The organism is Cerasicoccus frondis, assembly GCA_031296915.1.
Classification (GTDB): Bacteria; Verrucomicrobiota; Verrucomicrobiia; order Opitutales; family Cerasicoccaceae; genus Cerasicoccus; species Cerasicoccus frondis.
On sequence record JAVDPC010000029.1, the window covers coordinates 43,165 to 63,653 of the forward strand.

Below are 20,489 nucleotides of genomic sequence, written 5' to 3' on the forward strand. Positions count from 1 at the left end.
TTGATGTAACCATTGCGACGCCCCTAACTTTCCACGGCGAGAGCCGATTCCGACTGGCAGCTCACAATAGCCGGCGCTTCGTGGATCAGCGAATCGTCTTCCAACGCCGCAACCATGAATAGTGCAAAATCGATGCGCCGCGTAAGGTTGCTTTTGAGTATCTCGTCACCCACGTGGTGCGACCATGCAGGCAAGCCCTCGCTCTCGCCCTCCTCCAAATCGCTGCCACGGACTACGGTCCAGCGCCGATCACTCGCAAAGATACGACGACAGGCCTCGACCTGATCATCAATGTCCACCAGTCGCAGGAAGCGCGTGATTTTACTCACGACTGTAAGCATTGTCGTGAATAGTTTCGAATACTGGTCCTGCCCGTCCTTGGTAATGTGCCAGCCACAGGAGAATACGAGGCGCGCATCCGGCTCGGCAAAATCCAACACCGCCTGCGCCGTCCCAGAAGAATAGTCATCCACGCCCCACGGCACAAGGACAGTCAGCACACCATCGCAGCCCGCAACCGCTTTTTCGATCACCGCGCGGTCATTGGTCCGGCCCGGGATGATCGTTATCCGGTCCTTGAACGCATCTAGCTTCCCCACACTTTGCGGCCGACACACACCCACCACCTCATAGCCACGCTCCAGACAATGCCGGACCATGTATTGACCGAGCTTCCCCGAGGCGCCGATGATGCAGGCTTTACGCATGCACGGTAGATTGCGCCACTCCTCACTAAAGTCCATCAAGAGTTTGAACTTTAACCTCTGCGTGACAAGGTGGTGTGAATAAATCCTTGCCCACTGGCATCCCCCACTCTAGCTTCCCGCGCCCTTGAGCCCTACATCCCGCTTTGGGATTGCCTTTGGCGTGCGAATGCCAAGGATGGAGGGTTTTCCACATACGAAAATAACCCAAACACATCGAAGACAATGAAAACCGAATCAGTCGTTAACTTCCCGCCACAGGATGAGAAAGGTCCCGCTATGAAAGGCGCTGACGTTCTCGTCGCTTGCCTTGAGCGTGAGGGTGTCGACGTCGTCTTCGCTTACCCAGGCGGGGCTTCGATGGAGTTGCACCAGGCCCTGACCCGCTCCAACAATATTCGCACCATCCTGCCGCGCCACGAACAAGGCGGCGGCTTCATGGCGCACGGCTATGCCCGCTCCACCGGCAAGGCCGGCGTCTGCATGGCCACCTCTGGCCCCGGCGCAACGAACCTCATCACCTGCATCGCCGACGCATTCATGGACTCGATCCCGCTGGTTGCGATCACTGGCCAGGTGTTCCAGGAACTCATCGGTAAGAGCGCCTTCCAGGAGACCGACTTTTTCGGCATGACCTTGCCGATCGTGAAGCACAGCTTCCTCGTCCTCGAAGCTGAAGAGCTGCCTATGATCGTGAAGAAAGCCTTCGAAATCGCTACGACCGGCCGCCCAGGCCCCGTCGTGATCGACATCCCGAAGGACGTTCAGCAGAAGATCTGGGAGCCTGTGTTCCCTTCGAAGGTTGAAATCCCCGGCATGCGCCCGGTCCCCCACGCCTCGGACGCAGAGCTGATCGAGGTCCTCCAGAAAATTGAAAACAGCCAACAGCCCGCGCTCTACATTGGCGGCGGCATCATCTCCTCGGAGTCCAGCCCTCAACTGCGCGAATTCGCGGAGCTCACCGGCGTGCCCGTTGCGTCGACGCTGATGGGCCTTGGCGCCTTCCCGGCTGACCACCCACAGAGCCTCTACTGGTTCGGCATGCATGGCACCGTGGCCGGTAACTGGGCCGTTTGCGACAGCGATGTGCTCATCACCTTGGGCGCCCGATTCGACGACCGCATTACCGGCACCGTTTCCAAGTTTGCGCCCAACGCGCACATCGTCCACTTCGACATCGACGAAAGCGAGTTCAATAAGAACAAGTTCGCGCATCAGACCGTTTACACGGACGTCAAGTATGCGCTGACCCGGATGATCGAACTCATCAAGGCTGGCCACTTCAAGAAGCCTGACCTGAGCGCCTGGTTCACCACGATCAACCAATGGAAGCAGGAGCATCCGTATCCCTTCCACTACAAGCCCAGCGAACACATCCTGCAGCAGGACGCGATCAAGACCTTGTTCGAAGTCACCAAGGGTGAGGCGATCATCGCCACGGGCGTGGGCCAGCACCAGATGTGGGCGCCGCAGTATTACCACATCAGCGAGCCGCGCACGTTCATCAGCTCTCTCGGCCTTGGCACGATGGGCTTTGGCTACCCGGCTGCGCTTGGCGCCGCCGTTGCCCACCCGGACAAGCTCGTTGTCGACATCGACGGTGACGGCTCCTTCCTGATGAACATTCAGGAGCTCGCCACGGCCAAGATCGAAAAGATCAACGCCAAGATTCTGGTTCTGAACAACCAGCACCTCGGCATGGTGGTGCAGTGGGAAGACCGCTTCTACGACGGCGTTCGCGGCCACACCATTCTCGGCGATCCGAACAACATCGGCGGCCCGGACAACATGGATGCGATTTACCCGGACTACGTAACCGTCGCCCAGGGCTTCGGCATCCCCGCCAAGCGCGTTTATAAGAAGGAAGACCTCAAGGCCGCCATTGAAGAGATGGTCAACACCGAAGGGCCCTTCCTGCTCGACCTCATCGTGCCCTACACTGAGCACGTGCTGCCGTTCATCCCACAGAAGAAGTCAGCCAAGGAAATCCTCACCGACTAGCAGCGTCCCGCTGCACCGGAGAGTCGGCCGCTGGCCGATAGCTGCGAGGCAAACGAAAGTGTTTCGAAACGCGTCCCATACGGGGCGCGTTTTTTGTTTTTACGCGGAAGCGGCATCTTGCCGCTTTGGACGATTTAGCAAATAAAGCGGCTAGAAGCCGTTTCTACATTCGTACAACAACCCCTACTTGAAGAGGTTATACTTCAAAATCGCGTAGATTGCGCGGAAACCGTCCTTGTAACCAATCTTTTTACCTTCTTCGTAAGTACGGCCATAGTAGGAAATGCCTACCTCGAAAATGCGCACTTTGAGTTTCGCCACCTTTGCGGTAATCTCGGGCTCGAAGCCAAAACGATTTTCCTCAACCTCGATCTGGTCAATGATCTCTTTGCGGAAGACCTTGTAGCAGGTTTCCATGTCGGTGAGATTGATGTTGGTGAAGGCGTTGGAAAGAAACGTCAGGAACTTGTTGCCCAGCATGTGCCAGTAGTAAACCACGCGATGGGATTCCCCCCCGGCAAAACGCGAGCCATAAACGACATCCGCCTTGCCGTCCAGAATCGGCTTGAGTAGCTTGGGGTATTCCTGCGGATCGTATTCCAGGTCCGCATCCTGAATGATGACGATGTCGCCCGTTGCTGATTTGAAACCAGTGCGCAGCGCGGCGCCCTTGCCCTGATTCACCTCGTGATAAACGATCTGGCTAACTTCCGGCTTTATTTTTGCCTCCAGAATGTCCCGGGTGCCGTCAGTGGAGTAGTCATCGACGACGATAATTTCCATATCGTCCACGGGCGAAGCTTTCACCGCAGCAATGACAGATTCGATAGTAGCAGACTCGTTATAACACGGAATAACGATAGATAGTTTCATCGCGGGACACCGTATGCGGGCGATCCCCGTAAAAGCGAGGCAAAATCACATCCGTCCCCAACCGGCCAACAATACAGAAACACTTGCCAGACAAGCAGCTTCCGTTCGCAAGACGCGCTCGCCCAGGCTGGCCAGTTGAAAACCAGCGCCACGCAACAAATCCCGCTCCTTCGCAGACCAGCCTCGCTCCGCGCCAATGGCGAGCGTGGTCGGTTGCTCAGGCAGATTCAATGATGACAGCGGCCCAACTCCTTCATAAACATCGAGCGCAGCCTGACCCGGCGTGGCGACAGCGGTAAGGGCATCAGCCAATTTGGGAAAATGCCGCACCTCGGGCAATTGCGTGGCAAAGCCCTGCTCCGCCCCCTGCCAAAGACGTTCACGCCATTCCTCGCTCGACCAGAGTTTGCTGCTCGCATACGAGGCCTCACCTTTTTCGGCTTGAAAGAAATCCAGTCCGGCCACCCCGAGACACGCGGCCTCGAAGAGCACGCGGCGTGCAGTTTGCGGACGCGGCACGCCCACCAATAACCGAATCGGGTGTGTGACCGGCGCCTGCGTTTCCCAAGCGATATCGAGCCGCATGCCAGCGGGGCCATCTTCCACGATTTTGCCCAGGCCGCGCACGCCATTCACCACCCCTACATAGACGGGATCACCCACGCCCAGCCGGATCACTTCACGAATGTGCCTCGCGCGGGGGTCGTTGGTCGGAATCAGCGCCGCTTCTTCAGCCGTCTGGAACAAAATGAGATTCACGGCAGCAGCGTCAGGGTTACCTCCCCCCTCGGCAAACCTTTATCACCGCACAACCCGCCTTGGAAAAAGGAAAATGTTTGCCATCCCCCCGCCCTTCCCGCTTGTTACTCGTTTTTTCGCATGTTCGGAGCACCACTCACCAAGACGCTGATTCGCACAACGGCTGCCCTCATTGCCTTACTGGCGGCGCCACACGTCCAGGCGGACGCCACCCTCAGCTTGCCCGAGACGGTTTTCCCGGAGCTGGAGTCCATTTTGAAGCAAATGGAGGGAGAATCGCCCGACATGCTGATCCGCCGCGCGCAGGTCCAAGCGGCGGAAGCGGCTGAGCAGTCTCGCTTGGCGCCAAAATGGCCACAGGTTCGCCTGAATCTCCAGATGATGAACCGCAGTGAATTCCGGAGCAGCGACCCAACCTACCAGAACACCACGCAGCCGTTTGGCATCGCCCGTCTGGAACAGGAGCTTTACCACTGGGGCGCACTCGACGCCCACCGCGACATTGGTAAATTTGAAAAGGCCATAGCCGACAACAATTATCAGGAAACCTATCGCCTACTGACCCTCCGCGTGCGCAGCCTCTACCTTCGTCTGCTATTCGCCCGCGAACAAGTTGGCTTCTACCAAGCAGAGTCCAATCGCTTACAGCAAAGCTTGTCCCGGAGCCAACAGCAGTCCGATGCAGGTCGCATTACGGCAGACCAATTGGAAAGCGACCGACTCAATCTGGAAGAGTCCGACATCCAGCTCGACCGCTCGCGCGACGAAGCCCAAATGCTGGAGGAAGACCTGCGTCTGGCATCCGGCTGGCAAGGCCCGATCAATGGACCAACCGATGGGCTTCTGCAGCGCTTTCAAGCCTTGGCGCTCGAGGAAGCCGAGTCCGCCGCAGAGATCATTACCAGCCAAGCCCCCCCCTCCGTTGAGTATCTAAACAAACAACAACAGCTCAACATTGCCGAGGCCAACTACACGCAAATCCGCTCGCAAAACCTGCCCTTGCTCGACTTCGTCACCGAGGCTTATCAGGACCAGATCGCCACCCAAGGTCGCGACAACATCGACCGTACCGTGCTCGCCGTTTACTTGCGTGTAAACTGGCACATCTTCGACGGTTTTCAGACCAAATGGGAAAAGATCCGCTCCAAGGCTGAGCAGCGCGCCCTGCAAGTCCAGGCCGAGCACATCGCAGAAAAGGATAAGCTCGACGTCGAGCGTCTCAAACGCGAACGCAAGTTGATCGAGCGTGACATTGCCCTATGGGAGCGCCGAGTGAGCCTGAGCGACAACCAGCTCAAGCGCGTGCAGGTGGACCGCGAGAAAAACACCGCCACTGAAAACGACCTCCTCAGCGCGCAAAACACCCTGCTGGCCGACCGCCTGACTCTCGCCAACTACCGTCTCAGCCTGTTCAACAACTCTACCGAACTACTCTCTCTTTACGGCAAGGATCCCTTCGGCGCTCCGAAGCACCCGGCGATCAAACCAGTCGAAGAGGAATTCGATGAGAACTTTTTCTGGTAATGAAATCCCTGTGGAAAATTTTATTGGCGCTCGTCGTGATTGCCGCGCTGGCCGCGATTCCGCTGCTTAACTCCCGCACCCAAGTCAAAGCCAAGGCCGTGCAACGCGGCACCGCACTGGACGCCATTTCGGGCAACGTCAGCGTGCAGGCCGCACTCGACATCGAGCTAAAAAACCGCGAACCCGGGCTCATCATCGAGTCTGCCTACGACCCAAGCCGGGGCGGCGTGCCCGTAACTGCTGGCCAAGTAGTTTTCCAACAAGACACGCGCGACCTCGATTTCGAAATCGAAAACCTCAAGCTCGAGCTCGAAACCGTCAAAAAGCGCATTGCCAACGGTTCGCCGCTGGAACCCGACTTACAGACCGCCAAACAGGACCTTGACCAAAATCAGGCCCTGGCCGATGGCGGCAATTACCCGCAGTCCGAGTTGGAAAAAGACAAGCGCGCCGTGATCAAGCTCGAGCGCCAAGTCCGCCAGCAATACCTCGACTGGGAGCAATCGGAGAAGTCCCTCGCCCAACAGATCCGCCAACTGGAGGAGCGCCGCAGCGACATGCAAATCCGCTCCCCTATCGACGGCTTGATGATCGATGCTCAAGTGTTTCCGGGCGACTACGTGGAAGGCCCAACTGTCCTCGCCCGCGTGCTCAGCAACCAGAAGCTCGTGCGCATCAGCATCAGCGAGGAGGATTACCCCGGCATCCGCCCCGGCCAGTCTGTGTCGCTCAAGCTGCTCGGCGTCGGCAACAAGCTCTTTACTGGCCAGGTATCCCAGTTGCTGCCGACGTCCAATGCCGAAACCAAGCGCCGCGATATTTTCGTGGAACTCGCCAACGCCGAGGAAGGCGACCTCGTGGACGGCATGACCGGCGAATCTTCGGTCACCAAAGCCAGCCGCGAGAACGCCTTGATCATTCCGCGTCGTGCTCTGCTCGGCAACGCCGTCTTCGTCGTCAATGCTGACCAAGTCGAAGAGCGCGCCGTCGAGCTCGGTTTCGTGGGCCTCGTCCAAGCCGAGATCACCGGTGGCCTTAAGGAAGGCGAGCAGGTCGTGACCGAAGACCCACGCGAACTCAAGCATGGCGATAAAGTTGAAGTGATCGAATAAGCTGCCGTGAGCCCAAACTTCGCCATCGCATTCCGCTTCATCGTTTCCCGCAAGCGCTCCATGATCATGAGCCTCGCGGGCATTGTGTTCGGCGTTGGCTTTTTCATCGTCACCCAGGCCCAGACCAGCGGTTTCGAGAAATTCTACATCGACACCATCATCGGCGCCGACAGCCCGATCCGTATTGAAGACCGTTTTCAGGACATCGGCCTCGCTATCAACGCGGCCGACAGCGAGGGCAACCGCAGTAATTTCATTACCGAGACAGACCCCAACCGCAAATACATTCACGGCATCGAATACCCAAACAAGCTGCGCGAAGCCGTCGTAGCATTTGACGACGTAACCGCCGTCTCCGAGGTGCTGCGCGGTGAATCTCGGGCGCTCAGCAAGACCAGTGAGCAAACCGCTCGCGTGCATGGCATCCGCTTAAAAGACCACCTACAGGTGACCGACCTCGAAAGCCAGATGCTGTGGGGAAGTCTCGACAACTTCGCTTTCAACCCCAGCTCCGTGCTGCTGGGCAAGAAATTCGCCGAGCGCATGCACGTCGAAGTCGGCGACTACATCCTGTTTGAATACGCGGGCAGCACGCGCCGCTACAAGGTTGCAGGCATCTTTGAGACGGGCATTGAGCAGATCGATAAACAACGCGTTTACATGCACATTGGCGAGACGCGGGCGCTGCTGAAAAAACCATTTGGCGAGGCGTTTTTCCAGATCGCCGTACGCGACCCGGACAAAGCCATGCAAGTCGCCGCGCGCCTGGAGGAGGCGTTGCACCACAATGTCATCTCCTGGCAGGAGCGTGAAAAATCCTGGCTCCAAGTGTTCTCCGTGCTACGCATTTCATCAGCAATTACCGTGTCGACGATCATCCTGATTTCCGGCCTCGGCATGTTCAATACGCTCGCGATGCTCGTCATGGAAAAGACACGCGAGATCGCCATTTTACGCTCCATCGGTTACACCCGTACAGACATTTCACGCATCTTCCTTTGGCAAGGTTTTCTCGTCTTGCTGGCGGGCACCTTCTGCGGCTGGATTTTCGGAGCAGGGGTCACCTTTGCCATCTCGAAATTGCCGATCCGCATTCGTGGCATTTTCACGGCGGATTCGTTCATCGTGAATTGGGACCTCAACCACTACATCATGGCTGCCATCGTGGCGGCGTTCACCGTCATGATCGCAAGCTACATTCCCGCGCGGCGCGCGGCGGGCCTGGAACCTGGCAGCATCATCCGCGGCGCCAGCATGTAATTAAAAATCACAATAACTATGAGCTGTATTTTCTGCGACATCTTATCTGGTAAATTACCCGCGTATATGATCTACCGCGACGATTATGTGGCTGCGTTCATGGATATCCAACCCGTAAACCCTGGCCACACATTAGTCATTCCGGTGCAACATGCAGTTGGGCTCAGCGACCTACCCGTGGAAGATGGCGGAAAAATCTTTGCCCTTGGTCAACGAATCGGAAATGCCCTGAAAAAGTCTGGCCTGAAATGCGAGGGAGTGAATCTGTTTCTAGCCGATGGCGAAGCTGCAATGCAGGAAGTTTTTCACCTACACCTCCATGTCTTCCCGCGCTTTAAAGGTGATGGCTTTGGCCTGACCTTTGCAGATTCATACTTTACCAAACCGCATTATTCGGAACTAGCCGCGCCCGCAGAGCAGATTAAAAAGTTTCTATAGCAGTTCATGCCTGAAGCAACGCCAGCAAACGTCGAACCCGTGCTCCGCGCCGAGGACCTGCACCGCTTCCTCGGACAGGACGAATCCCGCGTACACGTGCTCCGGGGCGTGAACCTGGAACTCAAGGCGGCGACGACTTATTCCGTCGTGGGTCAGTCAGGCTGCGGCAAGAGCACGATGCTCTACTTGCTCGGGCTGCTGGATCGCCAGGACAAGGGCAAGATCTGGATTCGCGACGAACTGATGTCCGACGCCTCCGACGCCGAACGCACCGCCGCGCGCAGCCGCCACATCGGCTTCGTTTTCCAGTTTCACTTTTTGCTGCCAGAGTTCAGCGCTGCAGAAAACGTCATGCTGCCAATGCGCAAGCTGGGCGTTCGCTCCAACGATGAAATGCGCGCCCGCGCCGAGCACCTGCTCGGTCTGGTTGGGCTTCAGGAAAAGGTTGATCGCCTCGCCACCCACCTTTCTGGCGGCGAACAGCAGCGTGTGGCGATCGCGCGTTCGCTGGCAAACGACCCTGCCCTACTCCTCGCCGATGAGCCAACCGGCAACCTCGATGTGAAGAACTCAGACATGGTTTTCAACCTCCTGCAAAGCCTGAGTAAGGAGACCGGCCAAGCAATCCTCATGGTCACCCACAACGCCGAGCTGGCGACCAAAACCGATGCCTGCCTGCGCATGCAGGACGGTCGGTTTATTCATTAAACTATTTCCCTGCAGGCGGATCGAGATTAATTGAGCGGGCCAGCTTAATCGAATCGTCTCGGCCTTTTTCAAAGGACATCGGATCAGCGATGCTATAGATGGAGTAAATTTCGCGTAAATCACCCAAGCGATCAACGCACGACACCGGCAAATAAACCGTTGGGCTAATGTCCATGTTGCAGGAGAATACAGAGACTGGTATCTCACCTTCTGTATCTACATAGGTTTGCACATCCTTGAAATTCTCCCCATGGACAGAGACCGAGCTCACCATATTTTGCAGAAGCGCTATTTTATCTTCACGATTCATGAGGCTGAAACTATTCGGCATCGCCTGAAAATGCATATCCGAAATACGTCGATAGCCTGGGCGCGCAGAAAAGCTCAGTGGCGTCAGCACAAGCACCTCGTAGTCTGAAAACAGGATAATTTTATAGGGTGCGTAACCACCGCCATAAAAATTATCTGTAATCTGATCAGCCGCGTTAATCAAATCAGTACGCGCAACAACCCCTTCCTGATACACTTTGTAACCTGTCGGCACTTCGAAGGAAAACCCTTCCAAACCAACACCTTCGCCGATAACGGTGTTGCCTTGAACATGGTAATTATCCTCGGTGCTCTCACAGCCAATCAGCGCAAATCCCAAGGCGACAAGGAGTAAAATATTTTTCATACGGGATATGATCGAATGATATTATCACCGTTTGCCAACGTAAATCTGCAAAGTATTTTGGGTGACGGCTGGCACCTCTAGCACAGCCTTCCAGCCAAAAAAGTTCTCCTGGCGCTGGACGCATGGCCCTCGCGGTGACACGTTGACTCGTATGCAAACCGAATCCCAAACCCTCGACGCCATCATTCAGCGGCGACGCACTTTAAAAATGCTGACCGACGAGCCGCTGCCCGCCATCAACCAACGAGCGGTGATCAACGAGATAATCCAAGCTGGCGCTTGGGCGCCATTCCACCGCCCCTGCGCAAGCGAACATCGTGGACAGCTGGATTCAATCGTTCCCTGGCGCGCCTATGCACTGGACGCCACGGCATGCCGTCATTTGCGGGAAAAGCTCATCAGCGTGGGCGATAGCAGCAAGATTATCCAAATGCTGGCCGCAGCCGAAGCGTTAATTCAAGTAACCTGGCTACCCAACCGCCCCAAAGCGGAGACTGACGCGCTGTTCGAGCCCACCTTGGAAAACATGGAACACCTTGCCGCCGCCTCATCAGCCGTGCAAAACATGCTACTCGCCGCCACCGCCAGATGTTTTGAGAACTACTGGAGCAGCGGCGGGGCCCTCCGCGAGTCTCAAGTCTTTACCTGGTTGGGCATACCGGAAAACGAAATTTTGCTCGGCTCGATCTTCCTCTTTCCCGCCGATGCCGCAGGCGCTGAAGCCGCTCCGGGAAAATTGCGCGATAAACGAGGTCCAGTGGAAAGCTGGGCCAAATGGGCTCTCTAGAGCACTTTTCATCTAGATTGGCCGAGTCAGGTGGGTTAGAGATTGGATGCAGCGCAAGGCGGCTTTGATTGAGCGGGCTGGAAGCCCGTGATTGAAATGCCAACGCCGCGAACTTCCAATCTGGCCCCAAGTCCTAAACCGAGTGCTTTTCCGCGCCAGCGTTGTTGGCTTTTCGCTCACAGGCTTCCAGCCTGCGACGCTCAAGCCGCCTTGCTGAACACGAAAAATCACTGCGGCCTGATCGGCCAATCTAGATGAAAAGTGCTCTAGGCAGCGTCTAACTCCAAACGATGCGTTTCCGGCAAAAAGCAAATGGCGACCGTTGACACCGCAGCAAGCCCCATCAGGTAGAAGGTTGGCTCCAGCGGGTTGCCGGATTCGCCGATGAGCCAAGTGGCGACCATGGGCGTCGTTCCACCAAAAATCGCCATGGTCAGGTTATAGGCCATCGATACCGAGCTACAACGGAATGTCGCCTTCGTGTTCTCCACCATTACGGCCGTGCTTGCTCCCAGTGTGGCGCCGATCAGCAACGCAAACCCCAACTGGCCCAGAAAAACATAGAGTTGAGTCGTATGCTGGATCAGCAGAAATAAGGGATAGGAAAACAGCAGACAGCCCAGCGAAGAAAAAAGCAGCACTGGCTTACGGCCAACCCGATCACTGATCCACCCCCAGCCAATCGAGAAAATCACGAGGGCCAGCATCGCCAGGGAATTTATTTTCAGGCTCACGCCCTCAGGCATGCCCAGTTCCTCATGCGTGTAGGTGGTGATGTAAATGAACATCATGTAGAAGCCTGCGCTGCCCAGCAGAAACATTCCCATGATCTTCAACATGACGCGCCAGTCTGTCTTGATCGCCATCCAGGTGGGAGGACGCCCAGTATGACTCTCCGGCTCATTGCCGGTTAAGTTTCGACGAAAATACAGACAAACCGCCATGACGCTGATCCCGCCAAGAAATGGTAGGCGCCACCCCCAGCTTGCGAGTTGTTCTGGCGTGAGCGCATCATTGATCAATGCGCCAACATACGAACCACCCAGCATTCCCAGAACACCGCCAACAAACGCCCACACCCCGATCGCTCCCCGTCTGCCCGGCGGCGCATTCTCCACGAGGTAAATAATCGAGCCAGTGAACTCTCCGCCCACCGAAAACCCCTGCAACATACGCAGCAACGTCAACAAAACAGGCGCGGCCAGCCCGATAGCCTGATAATTCGGTAAAACGCCAAGGGCAAAAGTAGAGAGCCCCATGAGAATCACCGACCAACGCAGGACGACTTCGCGGCCTTTGCGATCCCCCAAAGAGCCGAAAAACACTGCCCCCAACGGACGAGCCATAAAGCCGGAAGCAAAAACCCCAAAAGCAGCCAACAAAGAAAGCGTTTTGTCTTCAATCGGGAAAAACTGCTGGCCGATCGTCGAAGCAAAAAATCCATAAGCCGCGAAATCAAACCACTCCAACACATTCCCGATTGCGCCGGCAATAAACTGTTTACGATCTTTCAACATCGCTCACGAAAACACAGTGCCCCTCACTCAATGAGACTCGAATGAATTGGCAAGCCAACAACCTACCCTCCTTCGCTTAGCGCTTGAACCGAAAGGATTGGCCAGAGTATAATTTAATCAGAAAAAACGTCCTGCTTCAGTCACTAGACTATTCCCAATCACACAAACAGCGCCATGAGTTCACCCACACTGGTGTTAAAAATTTGTAAAATCCATACATCACGCAATATGTAGGGGTTTTCACTTAAAAGCAAAATACTTGGCTCGATAATTGCACGATGCGTCATGCTTATAACCTAGCTATGGAGACTGATGGCTTAAACATCGCCTGGATACTCGTTACCGCCGCCATGGTAATGACTATGCAGGTGGGTTTTTGCCTGTTGGAATCTGGCTTGGTCCGCGCAAAAAACAGCATCAATGTCGCCATTAAAAACATGGCGGACTTCTGCGTTTCCGCGACAGTGTTTTGGTTTATCGGCTTTGGCCTGATGTTTGGAGGCGGCGCGCTCTCAGGCTTCGTGGGCCTGACAGACTTCCTATTCGATCCCGGCCACGAACCATTCCTCCTGGCTTTTTTCGTTTTCCAGTTGGTGTTCTGCGGCACTGCGATCACGATTATCTCCGGCGCAGTTGCAGAGCGCATTCGCTTCAGCGCCTATCTTTGCGTGGCGCTATTTGTGTCCGGGGTCATATACCCGCTGTTTGGACACTGGGTCTGGGCGACCAATGAAGCGGGGCCAATGGGTTGGTTGGGACAACTGGGCTTCCTTGATTTTGCCGGGTCAACGGTCGTTCACTCCGTCGGCGGATGGGTCGCGTTTGCCGGAGTGCTCATCATCGGGCCTCGCATCGGGCAATTCGAAGCCGATCAGCCCAAAATCCAGGGACACAACTTGACGCTGGCCTCTGCCGGCACCCTCATACTTTGGTTCGGCTGGATCGGTTTCAATGGTGGAAGCACACTGGCCCTCAACGACCGCGTGCCCGGCATCATCGCCAACACCATCATCGCTGGCGGCTTCGGCGGCCTGTCCTCCATGCTCATCGCTTATGCTTACTACGGCATGCCCAAGACCTGGGCCATCATGAACGGCATCATTGGCGGCTTAGTTGGCATCACCGCTTGCTGCAACGTGGTCAGCATTACATCGGCGGCGTTGATCGGTTTGATATCCGGCGTCATCTGCTTCCTGGGGATGATGTGGATGGAAAAGCGTAAGCTTGATGATGCAGTCGGCGCAGTCCCAGCTCATGCTTTTTGCGGCGCCTTTGGCACGCTGTCCGTGGCGTTATTTGGCGAAACAGAGGCCTGGGGCACTGGCTTGAGCCGCTTCGAGCAACTCGGCGTGCAATCCCTGGGAATCCTGACCTGCTTTGCCTGGACCTTTACAACGGCTATAGTGTTTTTCTACGCCTTGCGCAAAATGGGCAAACTACGCGTAACGCCAGAGCAGGAGCGCGCGGGCCTCAATGTATCCGAGCATGGGGCAAGCACCGAGCTGGTCGACCTCATAACCGAGATGAATATGCAGCGCCAGGCGGGTAGCTTTGACTACCAAGTCCACGTCGAGCCGCATACTGAAGTCGGCCAAATCGCCACCGAATACAATCGCGTGATCGCCAAAGTGGCAGAGGAATTCCGGCGTCGCGGCGAAGCCATCATCGCGGCCCAAACAGCCCGCAATGAAGCCGAGCGCGCCAACAAGGTGAAGAATGAATTCCTCGCCAACATGAGCCACGAGCTGCGCACGCCGCTCGGGATCATTACCGGCTATACCGAACTCGTTCAAGAGGAGCTGCGTGACAACGGCGTTGAAGGATACGGCGACGATTTACAAACCATTGCCGACGCCAGCAACCACCTGCTGCACCTCATCAATGGCGTCCTCGACATTTCAAAGATTGAGTCTGGCCGTTTGGAAATACACTTGGAGCCCGTCGACATTGGCGACCTTGTGCATCGCCTGGCCCAAACCGTTAAGCCTCTGCTCCGCGAGAACGCCAACGAACTCACCCTCTCCATTCCCAGTGACTTGGGCATTCTCGTGACCGACGAAATCAAGCTTCAGCAATGCCTGCTTAACCTGATTTCCAACGCCACTAAATTCACCGAAAAGGGTGAAGTGCGCCTGGCCCTGTCGCGCGCCCAAAGCCAAAGCAACCGCCCGCTTTTCATATTTGAGGTCGCCGATACCGGCATTGGCATGACTCCAGCGCAAATGGAGAATATTTTCGAGGCATTCACTCAAGCCGACAGTTCGACAACTCGTAAATACGGGGGAACTGGACTCGGCTTGGCGATCACCCGCAGCTTTTGCCGCCTCATGGGGGGCGAGATCGCGGTCGCCTCTAAGCCTGGCGTGGGATCCACGTTTACCATTACGCTTCCCGCAGATCTAGGCCCGACGGAGAAACCGATTCCGGCCGAACAATTGCAAATAAATTCTGTCCAGCGGACATGAACCCGCCCTATATTTTGGTCGTGGAGGACAACCCAACCCTCTGCGATATGATCCGGCGTAGGCTGGAACGCCGGGGCTACACTGCGGCTTGCGCCAAAGACGGCCAAGCAGGTCTGGAAACTGCGATCGCGACCAAACCAGACCTCATCCTTCTCGATATGAGCCTGCCAATCATGGATGGTTGGACTGTGGCCAAGGCATTGCGTAAAAACAAAGCAACCCGCGATATCCCCACCATCGCAATCACGGCGCACGCCATGCGCGGTGACCGCGAGCGCGCTCTCGGAGCTGGTTGCCATGAGTTTGAAACCAAGCCAATTGATTTCGACCAGCTACAGACTAAAATAAATATGTTCCTGCCCCAACCAAACGACGAAATCTCAGAGTAGCTTTCAAAAAAAGCGCGCATAGCCGAAGCCACACGCGCCCTGATTCCTAATACTCTTCAGTAAATTCAAACTTCCTTTTTCTCCAGCGGATAGAACTTCACCCAGTCGATCTCATATGTCGCAGTTTCCGACGGTGGGCCTTCAATCCAGTTTTTCATGGTCCAGGAATTAAAGAAGAACTCGTAGTTTTCATCGACCCAGGCGTCTTCAGTATAGCGCCATGTGTGGATGATCTTTCCGTCGACATGCCAGTCGACTCGATCAGGCAAAATATCAAAACCCCACTCATGAAAGTCATCAGATGGGTTGAAATCGACTTCCTGATAATGAGCGTAGAAATTGTTGCGTCCCTTCAAATGAATCGCCAAGTGCACCTCCGCACGATCCTCATGATGCTTCGAGGTTAGGAACTCTATGTCCACCTCGCTCATGCCCCCCTGACCATTGGTCTCAGGTCGAGATTTGTCATCCCAATCCTTCGTAAAAATGCTGTTGAGCACCCCCGGAACTGCCGAAGGCTTAACCCGCGCCACCCAACGCCCATAACCAAATTCTCCCTTCGTCTGCATCGACCCACCCTCGCCTGGCAGCTTGGGCAGCACCGTTTGCACCATCATCCCTTCGCCATCAGTTTGACAACGGGACTTGGCCATTTGGGTCTTGTTCTGCTTCCAGGTCGCCACTCGCCAAGCTTCCTGTGACTGTTCCCACCCAGGATCAAAATTGTCAACGAACGCTGGTTCTTTGGAAAAAGAATACTCAGTTTCGGCGACCAAAGTGGCTGTGAACGCGACAGCAAGTGCCGCCGATGAAGCAAGGTAACGAGTCAAAAAGGGGGATATCATACGCATGATTAAAGGATAACACGTGTCTTAATGCAATCAAATTCATCTAAATCATCCGATTGACCACAAGTTGCCAACCCTCCGACTTGCTGAATCCTAAGCCAGAAGATTCATTATCAAAGCAATCAGACCGGGCGATCCATTCACCCAAGCACACTTCACGCTTACGTAACTGAGTCCGCTTGAGTCGTTCGTCTGGCGCACATTCTCCTCGATAATTCTTCACGTCTTCGCGTGAGTTCACTTAGTGTAAGCGGCTCTGGCCAAATTCAGGGCCCTCAAAAGCTTTAATTTGAAAACACTACCTGGAGTTTCCAGCTACGTTCACCAAACACGCTGAGGGCCAATTGATAAAAAAATCCACCGGCAAAGCAGATTTAACGTGATTTTTGCCGGAAACCGGTCAAATAAGGTGTTTTTTCAGTTAAAAATAGTCATTGCGCCATCTGCAATGGCTGGCCTAATCTTTGGCGCTTATCAATCCCCTGGACCACCGCGCGTAACCAACCGCGCAGAAACCAATTGCTTATGGACATCAAGGAGATCAAACAGATCGTTGAACTAATGAAGCGTTCGGACCTGACGGAGTTCGAGATTGAGGAAAAAGACCTCAAGCTCCGCATCAGCCGTAACGGAGGCGTCGTCGTCGCCGCTCCTATCGCTGCGCCCGCTGCCGCGCCTGCTCCGGTAGCCGCTGAACCAGCTGCTGCTCCTGCCGCTTCGGCGGCCCCGAAAGATGAACCCGGCGTAACCATCATCAAGTCTCCGATGGTTGGCACCTTCTACCGCGCGCCCAGCCCGGACAGCAAGGTCTTCGCCGACATCGGCACGAAGGTCAAGCCAGACTCCGTGGTCTGCATCATCGAAGCGATGAAGGTCATGAATGAAATCAACGCGGAAGTCTCCGGCTCCATTGTAGAAATTCTCGTCGAAAACGGTCAGGCCGTTGAATACGGACAAGCCTTGTTCAAGGTTAAGGCTTAACAAACGCATTACCTGCAAGCGCGCCAACGGCAATCCGTGGGCGCGTGCGATTATCCATGATTCAAAAGATACTCATTGCCAACCGTGGCGAAATCGCCCTGCGCATCGTGCGCGCCTGCCGGGAACTCGGCATCCGCACGCTGGCGGTCTACTCCGAAGCCGACGAACAAAGCCTGCACGTGCAGTTGGCTGATGAAGCCATCTGCATCGGGCCCGCCGCCTCTTCGGAAAGCTACCTGAAGGCCGACCGCATCATCAGCGCAGCGGAAATCGCCGACGTCGACGCCATTCACCCGGGCTTCGGCTTCCTCTCGGAAAACGCCGAATTCGCTGAACAGTGCGAAAGCTGCAACATCAAGTTTATTGGCCCGAAGTCGGAAACCATCCGCCTAATGGGCGACAAGGCCATGGCCAAGGAAGTCGCCAAGCGCGCCAAGGCTCCGACTATTCCTGGCAGTGATGGCCCCGTCAACGATGAGAAGGAGGCGGTCAAGATCGCCAAGGAAATCGGTTTCCCGGTCATCATCAAGGCGGTCGCCGGTGGCGGCGGCAAAGGCATGCGCCTGGCCCACAACGCCATGGCCTTCGCCAAGGAATTTAACACCGCACGCCAGGAAGCCGAAAAAGCGTTCGGCAATGGCGACGTCTACATCGAGAAATACATCGAAGAGCCGCGCCACATCGAGTTCCAGATTCTGGCCGACGAGCATGGCAAGGTCCTCCACCTCGGCGAGCGCGATTGCTCCGTGCAGCGTCGCTACCAAAAGCTGATCGAAGAGGCGCCCTCCCCCTACCTGACCGACAAACTCCGCGCCAAAATGGGCGCAGCTGCGGTCCGCATTGCCCAGGAGTGTGACTACCAGAACGCCGGCACCGTCGAGTTCCTCGTCGATAAAAACGGCGACTTCTACTTCATCGAAATGAACGCCCGTATCCAGGTGGAGCATGGTGTCACCGAGGAAGTCACTGGCCTCGACCTCGTGAAGCGCCAAATCCGCATCGCCGGCGGCGAAAAACTCGAACTGGAGCAGAAGGATATTAAAATCCTCCGTCACTGCATCGAGTGTCGCATTAACGCTGAGGATCCAACCCGCAATTTCGCGCCCTGCCCAGGCGAAGTGAAGTTCTACTACACTCCCGGCGGCCACGGCGTGCGCATTGACTCACACGTCTACCAAGGCTACCACGTGCCGCCTTACTACGACAGCATGGTCGCCAAACTAATGGTCTATGGGCGCACCCGCGAGATTGCCATGGACCGCATGTACCGTGCGCTCAATGAATACATGATTCGCGGCATCAAAACCACGATTCCGTTCTGCGCCGCCGTCATGAAAGACCCGGTCTTCCGCAGCGGCGATGTCACCACGAAGTACATTGAGGAATTCCTCAGCCGCACGCCGCGGGATGTCTTCACCATCGACGACTCCATGTAACCCTAAACGGAACTTGGTGGTATTTTTCGTGATCAAAGATTGAATTATCGCCATTATTCCGTAAACATTTGGATATAAACCATAAAAATCATGCCAGCGAAAAAGAAAGCCGACGTGCCGGTGGACGAACCGGATCCCCACACCATACCAGTGCCGACTGAAGAAAGCGACGAGGTTGACGAGATTAAAATCACCTTTCAGGTGGTCGCCAACATCGTGAAAATGTCGACCATGGAGGTCGATGGCGTTTACTCCGTGAAGGATGGTTCCGACGGCATTTGGGAAACGTTCGGTGGCCGCAAGAGCGAAAAAGGCGTCGAAGTAATCGAGGACGAAGCTGGCGAGTATGTCATCAAGATCCACGTCGAGCTCCTCTTTGGCGTAAAGCTGGCTGACACTGCCCGCATCATCCAACAGCATGTGCGTGAGCAAGTAGAAACCATGACCGGCAAGAGCGTTTCCAAGGTAGATGTCTACATCGACGGCGTTCGCGAAGTCGCTCCCAAGATCGAGGACAAGGACACCTGGAACCCGCCACACACCGATTAACCTTATCTAGCGCATGGATTTCGACATCAAGCAACAGTTGCTGGACCTCTACAACGCGTCATTCTCATTTCAGAATCCGCAGTGGTGGTATTGGTGGTTGGGCGCCGCAGGCGTCATCCTGGTGTTGATCATTATTTTCCGCCTACGCAGTTCGAGTAAGAATTTCCGTGTCTTCCGCGACGAAAGCGGCGTAGCGGAAACCACAAATTCCGCGCTCCGCGACTTGGTCCGCATTGCCTGCGACGGCGTCGAAACCGCCAGCAAGCCCAAGATTAGTTTCAAGAAGAAGCATGGTCGCATCAATGTAGAGATCCGCGCGAAACTTTATCAGGGGCAGCGTCTCGGTGAAGTCCGCGACCACATGCGTCGCCGTGTGACGAAAATCTTCCAGGACACCCACGGCATTCTGGTCGGCGATGTCAGCTTCACGGCAACCGGCTTTAAGAAGAGCAACAATGCTCCTGCCATGGATGCGGAACCTGAAGCCTACGAGCCCATCACGAAGCTTGAGCCAAAGCCCGAACCTCAAAAGGAACCGGAGCCGAAGCCGGATAATAAGCCCGCTTTCATCGCACCCAAGGAGCCAGAAGAAACCAAGCCCGCAAAGGAAGAACCGAAAGCAGAATCCACTGAGGAGCCGAAGAAAAAAGGCGGCCTGTTTGGCGGTTTTGGCGGCAAGAAAAACAAGCCTTCCATCGTCGAGGACGCTCAGAAAAAAGATGCTGGCGAGCCATTGGAGGACGACGACTTTTCCGCATTGTTGGCTGAAAACGACGAGCTTCCCGAAAAGAAGTCCGAAGGTAACTAATCAGCCGCCCCCCAATGAGCGATATTTGGCCGACGCCCCCACGCGTGTATGGCATTCTGGACACAGGATACGTCGCGCCGGAGGATTGGATTTCAAAATGCCAAGCGCTGCTTGATGGCGGCGCCGACATCATTCAACTAAGGGCCAAAGGCAGCACTTTAGATCAGCGGCGCCAATTACTGGAGTCGATATTGCCGCTCTTCGCGCTCAGTTCGACACCGCTGGTGCTGAATGACGACTGGGAACTGGCTTGCGAATACGAAGGCGTCGGCGTCCATGTTGGCCAAGACGACACGCCAGTCGCTGAAGTTCGCGCGGCGCTGGGTCCGGACCGTGTCCTCGGCCTATCGACTCATTCTCCCGAGCAGGCGGATGGGGCCATTGCGTTGGCGGATCAACTAACCTACTTTGCGGTCGGCCCAGTTTTCGCCACCCAAACCAAGCCTGACTACACGCCCGTCGGACTGGAGCTCGTGCACTACGTTGCCTCCCAACGCCCCCCCCTTCCGTGGTTCTGCATCGGGGGCGTCAAGCGCGGTAATGCGCGCCAAGTTATCGAAGCGGGCGCAGAGGCATTGGTCGCCGTCTCTGATTTGCTCTGCGCCAAGGACACCGCTACCGCAGTGCAAGAGCTACGCGAACAGTTTGCGTAGT

General features: G+C 55.7%; 21 protein-coding genes. 14 read left to right on the forward strand and 7 right to left on the reverse strand.

Translation table 11 applies throughout. The features are described from left to right. Nucleotides 1–23: 23 nt before the first annotated feature. Entirely contained in the window at nt 24–707 is a 684-nt protein-coding gene (locus tag RBB63_RS18610) for an NAD(P)-dependent oxidoreductase (protein WP_309386537.1), read from the reverse strand. Nucleotides 708–929: 222 nt separating this feature from the next. Here RBB63_RS18610 and ilvB point away from each other — a divergent pair, with 222 nt between their 5' ends. After that, nucleotides 930–2,705 (forward strand): biosynthetic-type acetolactate synthase large subunit, encoded by a 1,776-nt coding sequence (gene ilvB / locus RBB63_RS18615; protein ID WP_309386538.1) that lies wholly within the window; start codon nt 930–932, stop codon nt 2,703–2,705. 183 nt (nt 2,706–2,888) lie between these two features. Here the strand turns inward: ilvB and RBB63_RS18620 are convergent, their stop codons facing one another. Next, on the reverse strand, nt 2,889–3,578 hold the full coding sequence (locus RBB63_RS18620; protein WP_309386539.1) for a glycosyltransferase family 2 protein: 690 nt from the start codon (nt 3,576–3,578) through the stop codon (nt 2,889–2,891). Nucleotides 3,579–3,623: 45 nt separating this feature from the next. Further along, nucleotides 3,624–4,337: a 16S rRNA (uracil(1498)-N(3))-methyltransferase gene (locus RBB63_RS18625; RefSeq protein WP_309386540.1), complete on the reverse strand. Its 714-nt coding sequence runs from the start codon at nt 4,335–4,337 to the stop codon at nt 3,624–3,626. 120 nt (nt 4,338–4,457) lie between these two features. Here RBB63_RS18625 and RBB63_RS18630 point away from each other — a divergent pair, with 120 nt between their 5' ends. From RBB63_RS18630 to RBB63_RS18650, 5 genes are read left to right on the forward strand one after another with little or no spacing between them, the layout of a single operon-like run. Continuing rightward, nucleotides 4,458–5,861 carry a TolC family protein gene (locus RBB63_RS18630; RefSeq protein ID WP_309386541.1) on the forward strand — a complete coding sequence of 468 codons (1,404 nt, stop codon included), beginning with the start codon at nt 4,458–4,460 and terminating at the stop codon, nt 5,859–5,861. Beyond that, nucleotides 5,861–6,973: an efflux RND transporter periplasmic adaptor subunit gene (locus RBB63_RS18635; protein ID WP_309386542.1), complete on the forward strand. Its 1,113-nt coding sequence runs from the start codon at nt 5,861–5,863 to the stop codon at nt 6,971–6,973. The genes RBB63_RS18630 and RBB63_RS18635 overlap by 1 nt, the downstream gene beginning before the upstream one ends. A 6-nt stretch (nt 6,974–6,979) precedes the next feature. Next, complete coding sequence (locus tag RBB63_RS18640; protein ID WP_309386543.1) at nt 6,980–8,233, forward strand: ABC transporter permease; 1,254 nt, start codon at nt 6,980–6,982, stop codon at nt 8,231–8,233. An 18-nt stretch (nt 8,234–8,251) separates the two neighbouring features. Next, entirely contained in the window at nt 8,252–8,671 is a 420-nt protein-coding gene (locus RBB63_RS18645) for an HIT family protein (protein ID WP_309386544.1), read from the forward strand. A 6-nt stretch (nt 8,672–8,677) separates the two neighbouring features. Then, complete coding sequence (locus RBB63_RS18650) at nt 8,678–9,379, forward strand: ABC transporter ATP-binding protein (RefSeq protein WP_309386545.1); 702 nt, start codon at nt 8,678–8,680, stop codon at nt 9,377–9,379. A 1-nt stretch (nt 9,380) separates the two neighbouring features. On the opposite strand, the gene RBB63_RS18655 is transcribed toward RBB63_RS18650, so the two are convergent. Then, the gene (locus RBB63_RS18655) at nt 9,381–10,055 is read right to left on the reverse strand and encodes a hypothetical protein (RefSeq protein WP_309386546.1); all 675 of its coding nucleotides are present in this window, start codon (nt 10,053–10,055) and stop codon (nt 9,381–9,383) included. A 151-nt stretch (nt 10,056–10,206) separates the two neighbouring features. Here RBB63_RS18655 and RBB63_RS18660 point away from each other — a divergent pair, with 151 nt between their 5' ends. Beyond that, nucleotides 10,207–10,842 (forward strand): nitroreductase family protein, encoded by a 636-nt coding sequence (locus tag RBB63_RS18660; protein ID WP_309386547.1) that lies wholly within the window; start codon nt 10,207–10,209, stop codon nt 10,840–10,842. A gap of 266 nt (nt 10,843–11,108) precedes the next feature. Here RBB63_RS18660 and RBB63_RS18665 read toward each other — a convergent pair whose 3' ends face one another. Then, complete coding sequence (locus tag RBB63_RS18665) at nt 11,109–12,359, reverse strand: MFS transporter (protein ID WP_309386548.1); 1,251 nt, start codon at nt 12,357–12,359, stop codon at nt 11,109–11,111. 158 nt (nt 12,360–12,517) lie between these two features. Next, nucleotides 12,518–12,646: a hypothetical protein gene (locus RBB63_RS18670; protein ID WP_309386549.1), complete on the reverse strand. Its 129-nt coding sequence runs from the start codon at nt 12,644–12,646 to the stop codon at nt 12,518–12,520. 15 nt (nt 12,647–12,661) lie between these two features. Here RBB63_RS18670 and amt point away from each other — a divergent pair, with 15 nt between their 5' ends. Then, a complete protein-coding gene (gene amt, locus RBB63_RS18675) occupies nt 12,662–14,824 on the forward strand; it encodes an ammonium transporter (protein WP_309386550.1) in 2,163 nt (720 codons plus the stop codon). Next, the gene (locus RBB63_RS18680) at nt 14,821–15,213 is read left to right on the forward strand and encodes a response regulator (protein ID WP_309386551.1); all 393 of its coding nucleotides are present in this window, start codon (nt 14,821–14,823) and stop codon (nt 15,211–15,213) included. The genes amt and RBB63_RS18680 overlap by 4 nt, the downstream gene beginning before the upstream one ends. 65 nt (nt 15,214–15,278) lie before the next feature. Here RBB63_RS18680 and RBB63_RS18685 read toward each other — a convergent pair whose 3' ends face one another. Beyond that, a complete protein-coding gene (locus RBB63_RS18685) occupies nt 15,279–15,896 on the reverse strand; it encodes a glycoside hydrolase family 16 protein (protein ID WP_309386552.1) in 618 nt (205 codons plus the stop codon). Nucleotides 15,897–16,586: 690 nt separating this feature from the next. Between RBB63_RS18685 and accB the strand changes: the two genes are divergently transcribed. The 5 genes from accB to thiE all read left to right on the forward strand — a co-directional run bounded on the left by accB (nt 16,587) and on the right by thiE (nt 20,488). Then, the gene (accB, locus tag RBB63_RS18690) at nt 16,587–17,042 is read left to right on the forward strand and encodes an acetyl-CoA carboxylase biotin carboxyl carrier protein (protein WP_309386553.1); all 456 of its coding nucleotides are present in this window, start codon (nt 16,587–16,589) and stop codon (nt 17,040–17,042) included. Nucleotides 17,043–17,098: 56 nt separating this feature from the next. Then, a complete protein-coding gene (gene accC, locus RBB63_RS18695) occupies nt 17,099–18,478 on the forward strand; it encodes an acetyl-CoA carboxylase biotin carboxylase subunit (protein WP_309386554.1) in 1,380 nt (459 codons plus the stop codon). Nucleotides 18,479–18,568: 90 nt separating this feature from the next. After that, nucleotides 18,569–19,027, forward strand: coding sequence for an Asp23/Gls24 family envelope stress response protein (locus tag RBB63_RS18700; RefSeq protein ID WP_309386556.1), 459 nt, complete (start codon nt 18,569–18,571; stop codon nt 19,025–19,027). A 13-nt stretch (nt 19,028–19,040) separates the two neighbouring features. Beyond that, the gene (locus RBB63_RS18705; RefSeq protein WP_309386557.1) at nt 19,041–19,835 is read left to right on the forward strand and encodes a hypothetical protein; all 795 of its coding nucleotides are present in this window, start codon (nt 19,041–19,043) and stop codon (nt 19,833–19,835) included. Between the two features lie 14 nt (nt 19,836–19,849). Then, nucleotides 19,850–20,488, forward strand: a complete 639-nt coding sequence (thiE, locus tag RBB63_RS18710; protein WP_309386558.1) for a thiamine phosphate synthase — start codon at nt 19,850–19,852, stop codon at nt 20,486–20,488. The last annotated feature ends 1 nt before the right edge of the window (nt 20,489 follow it).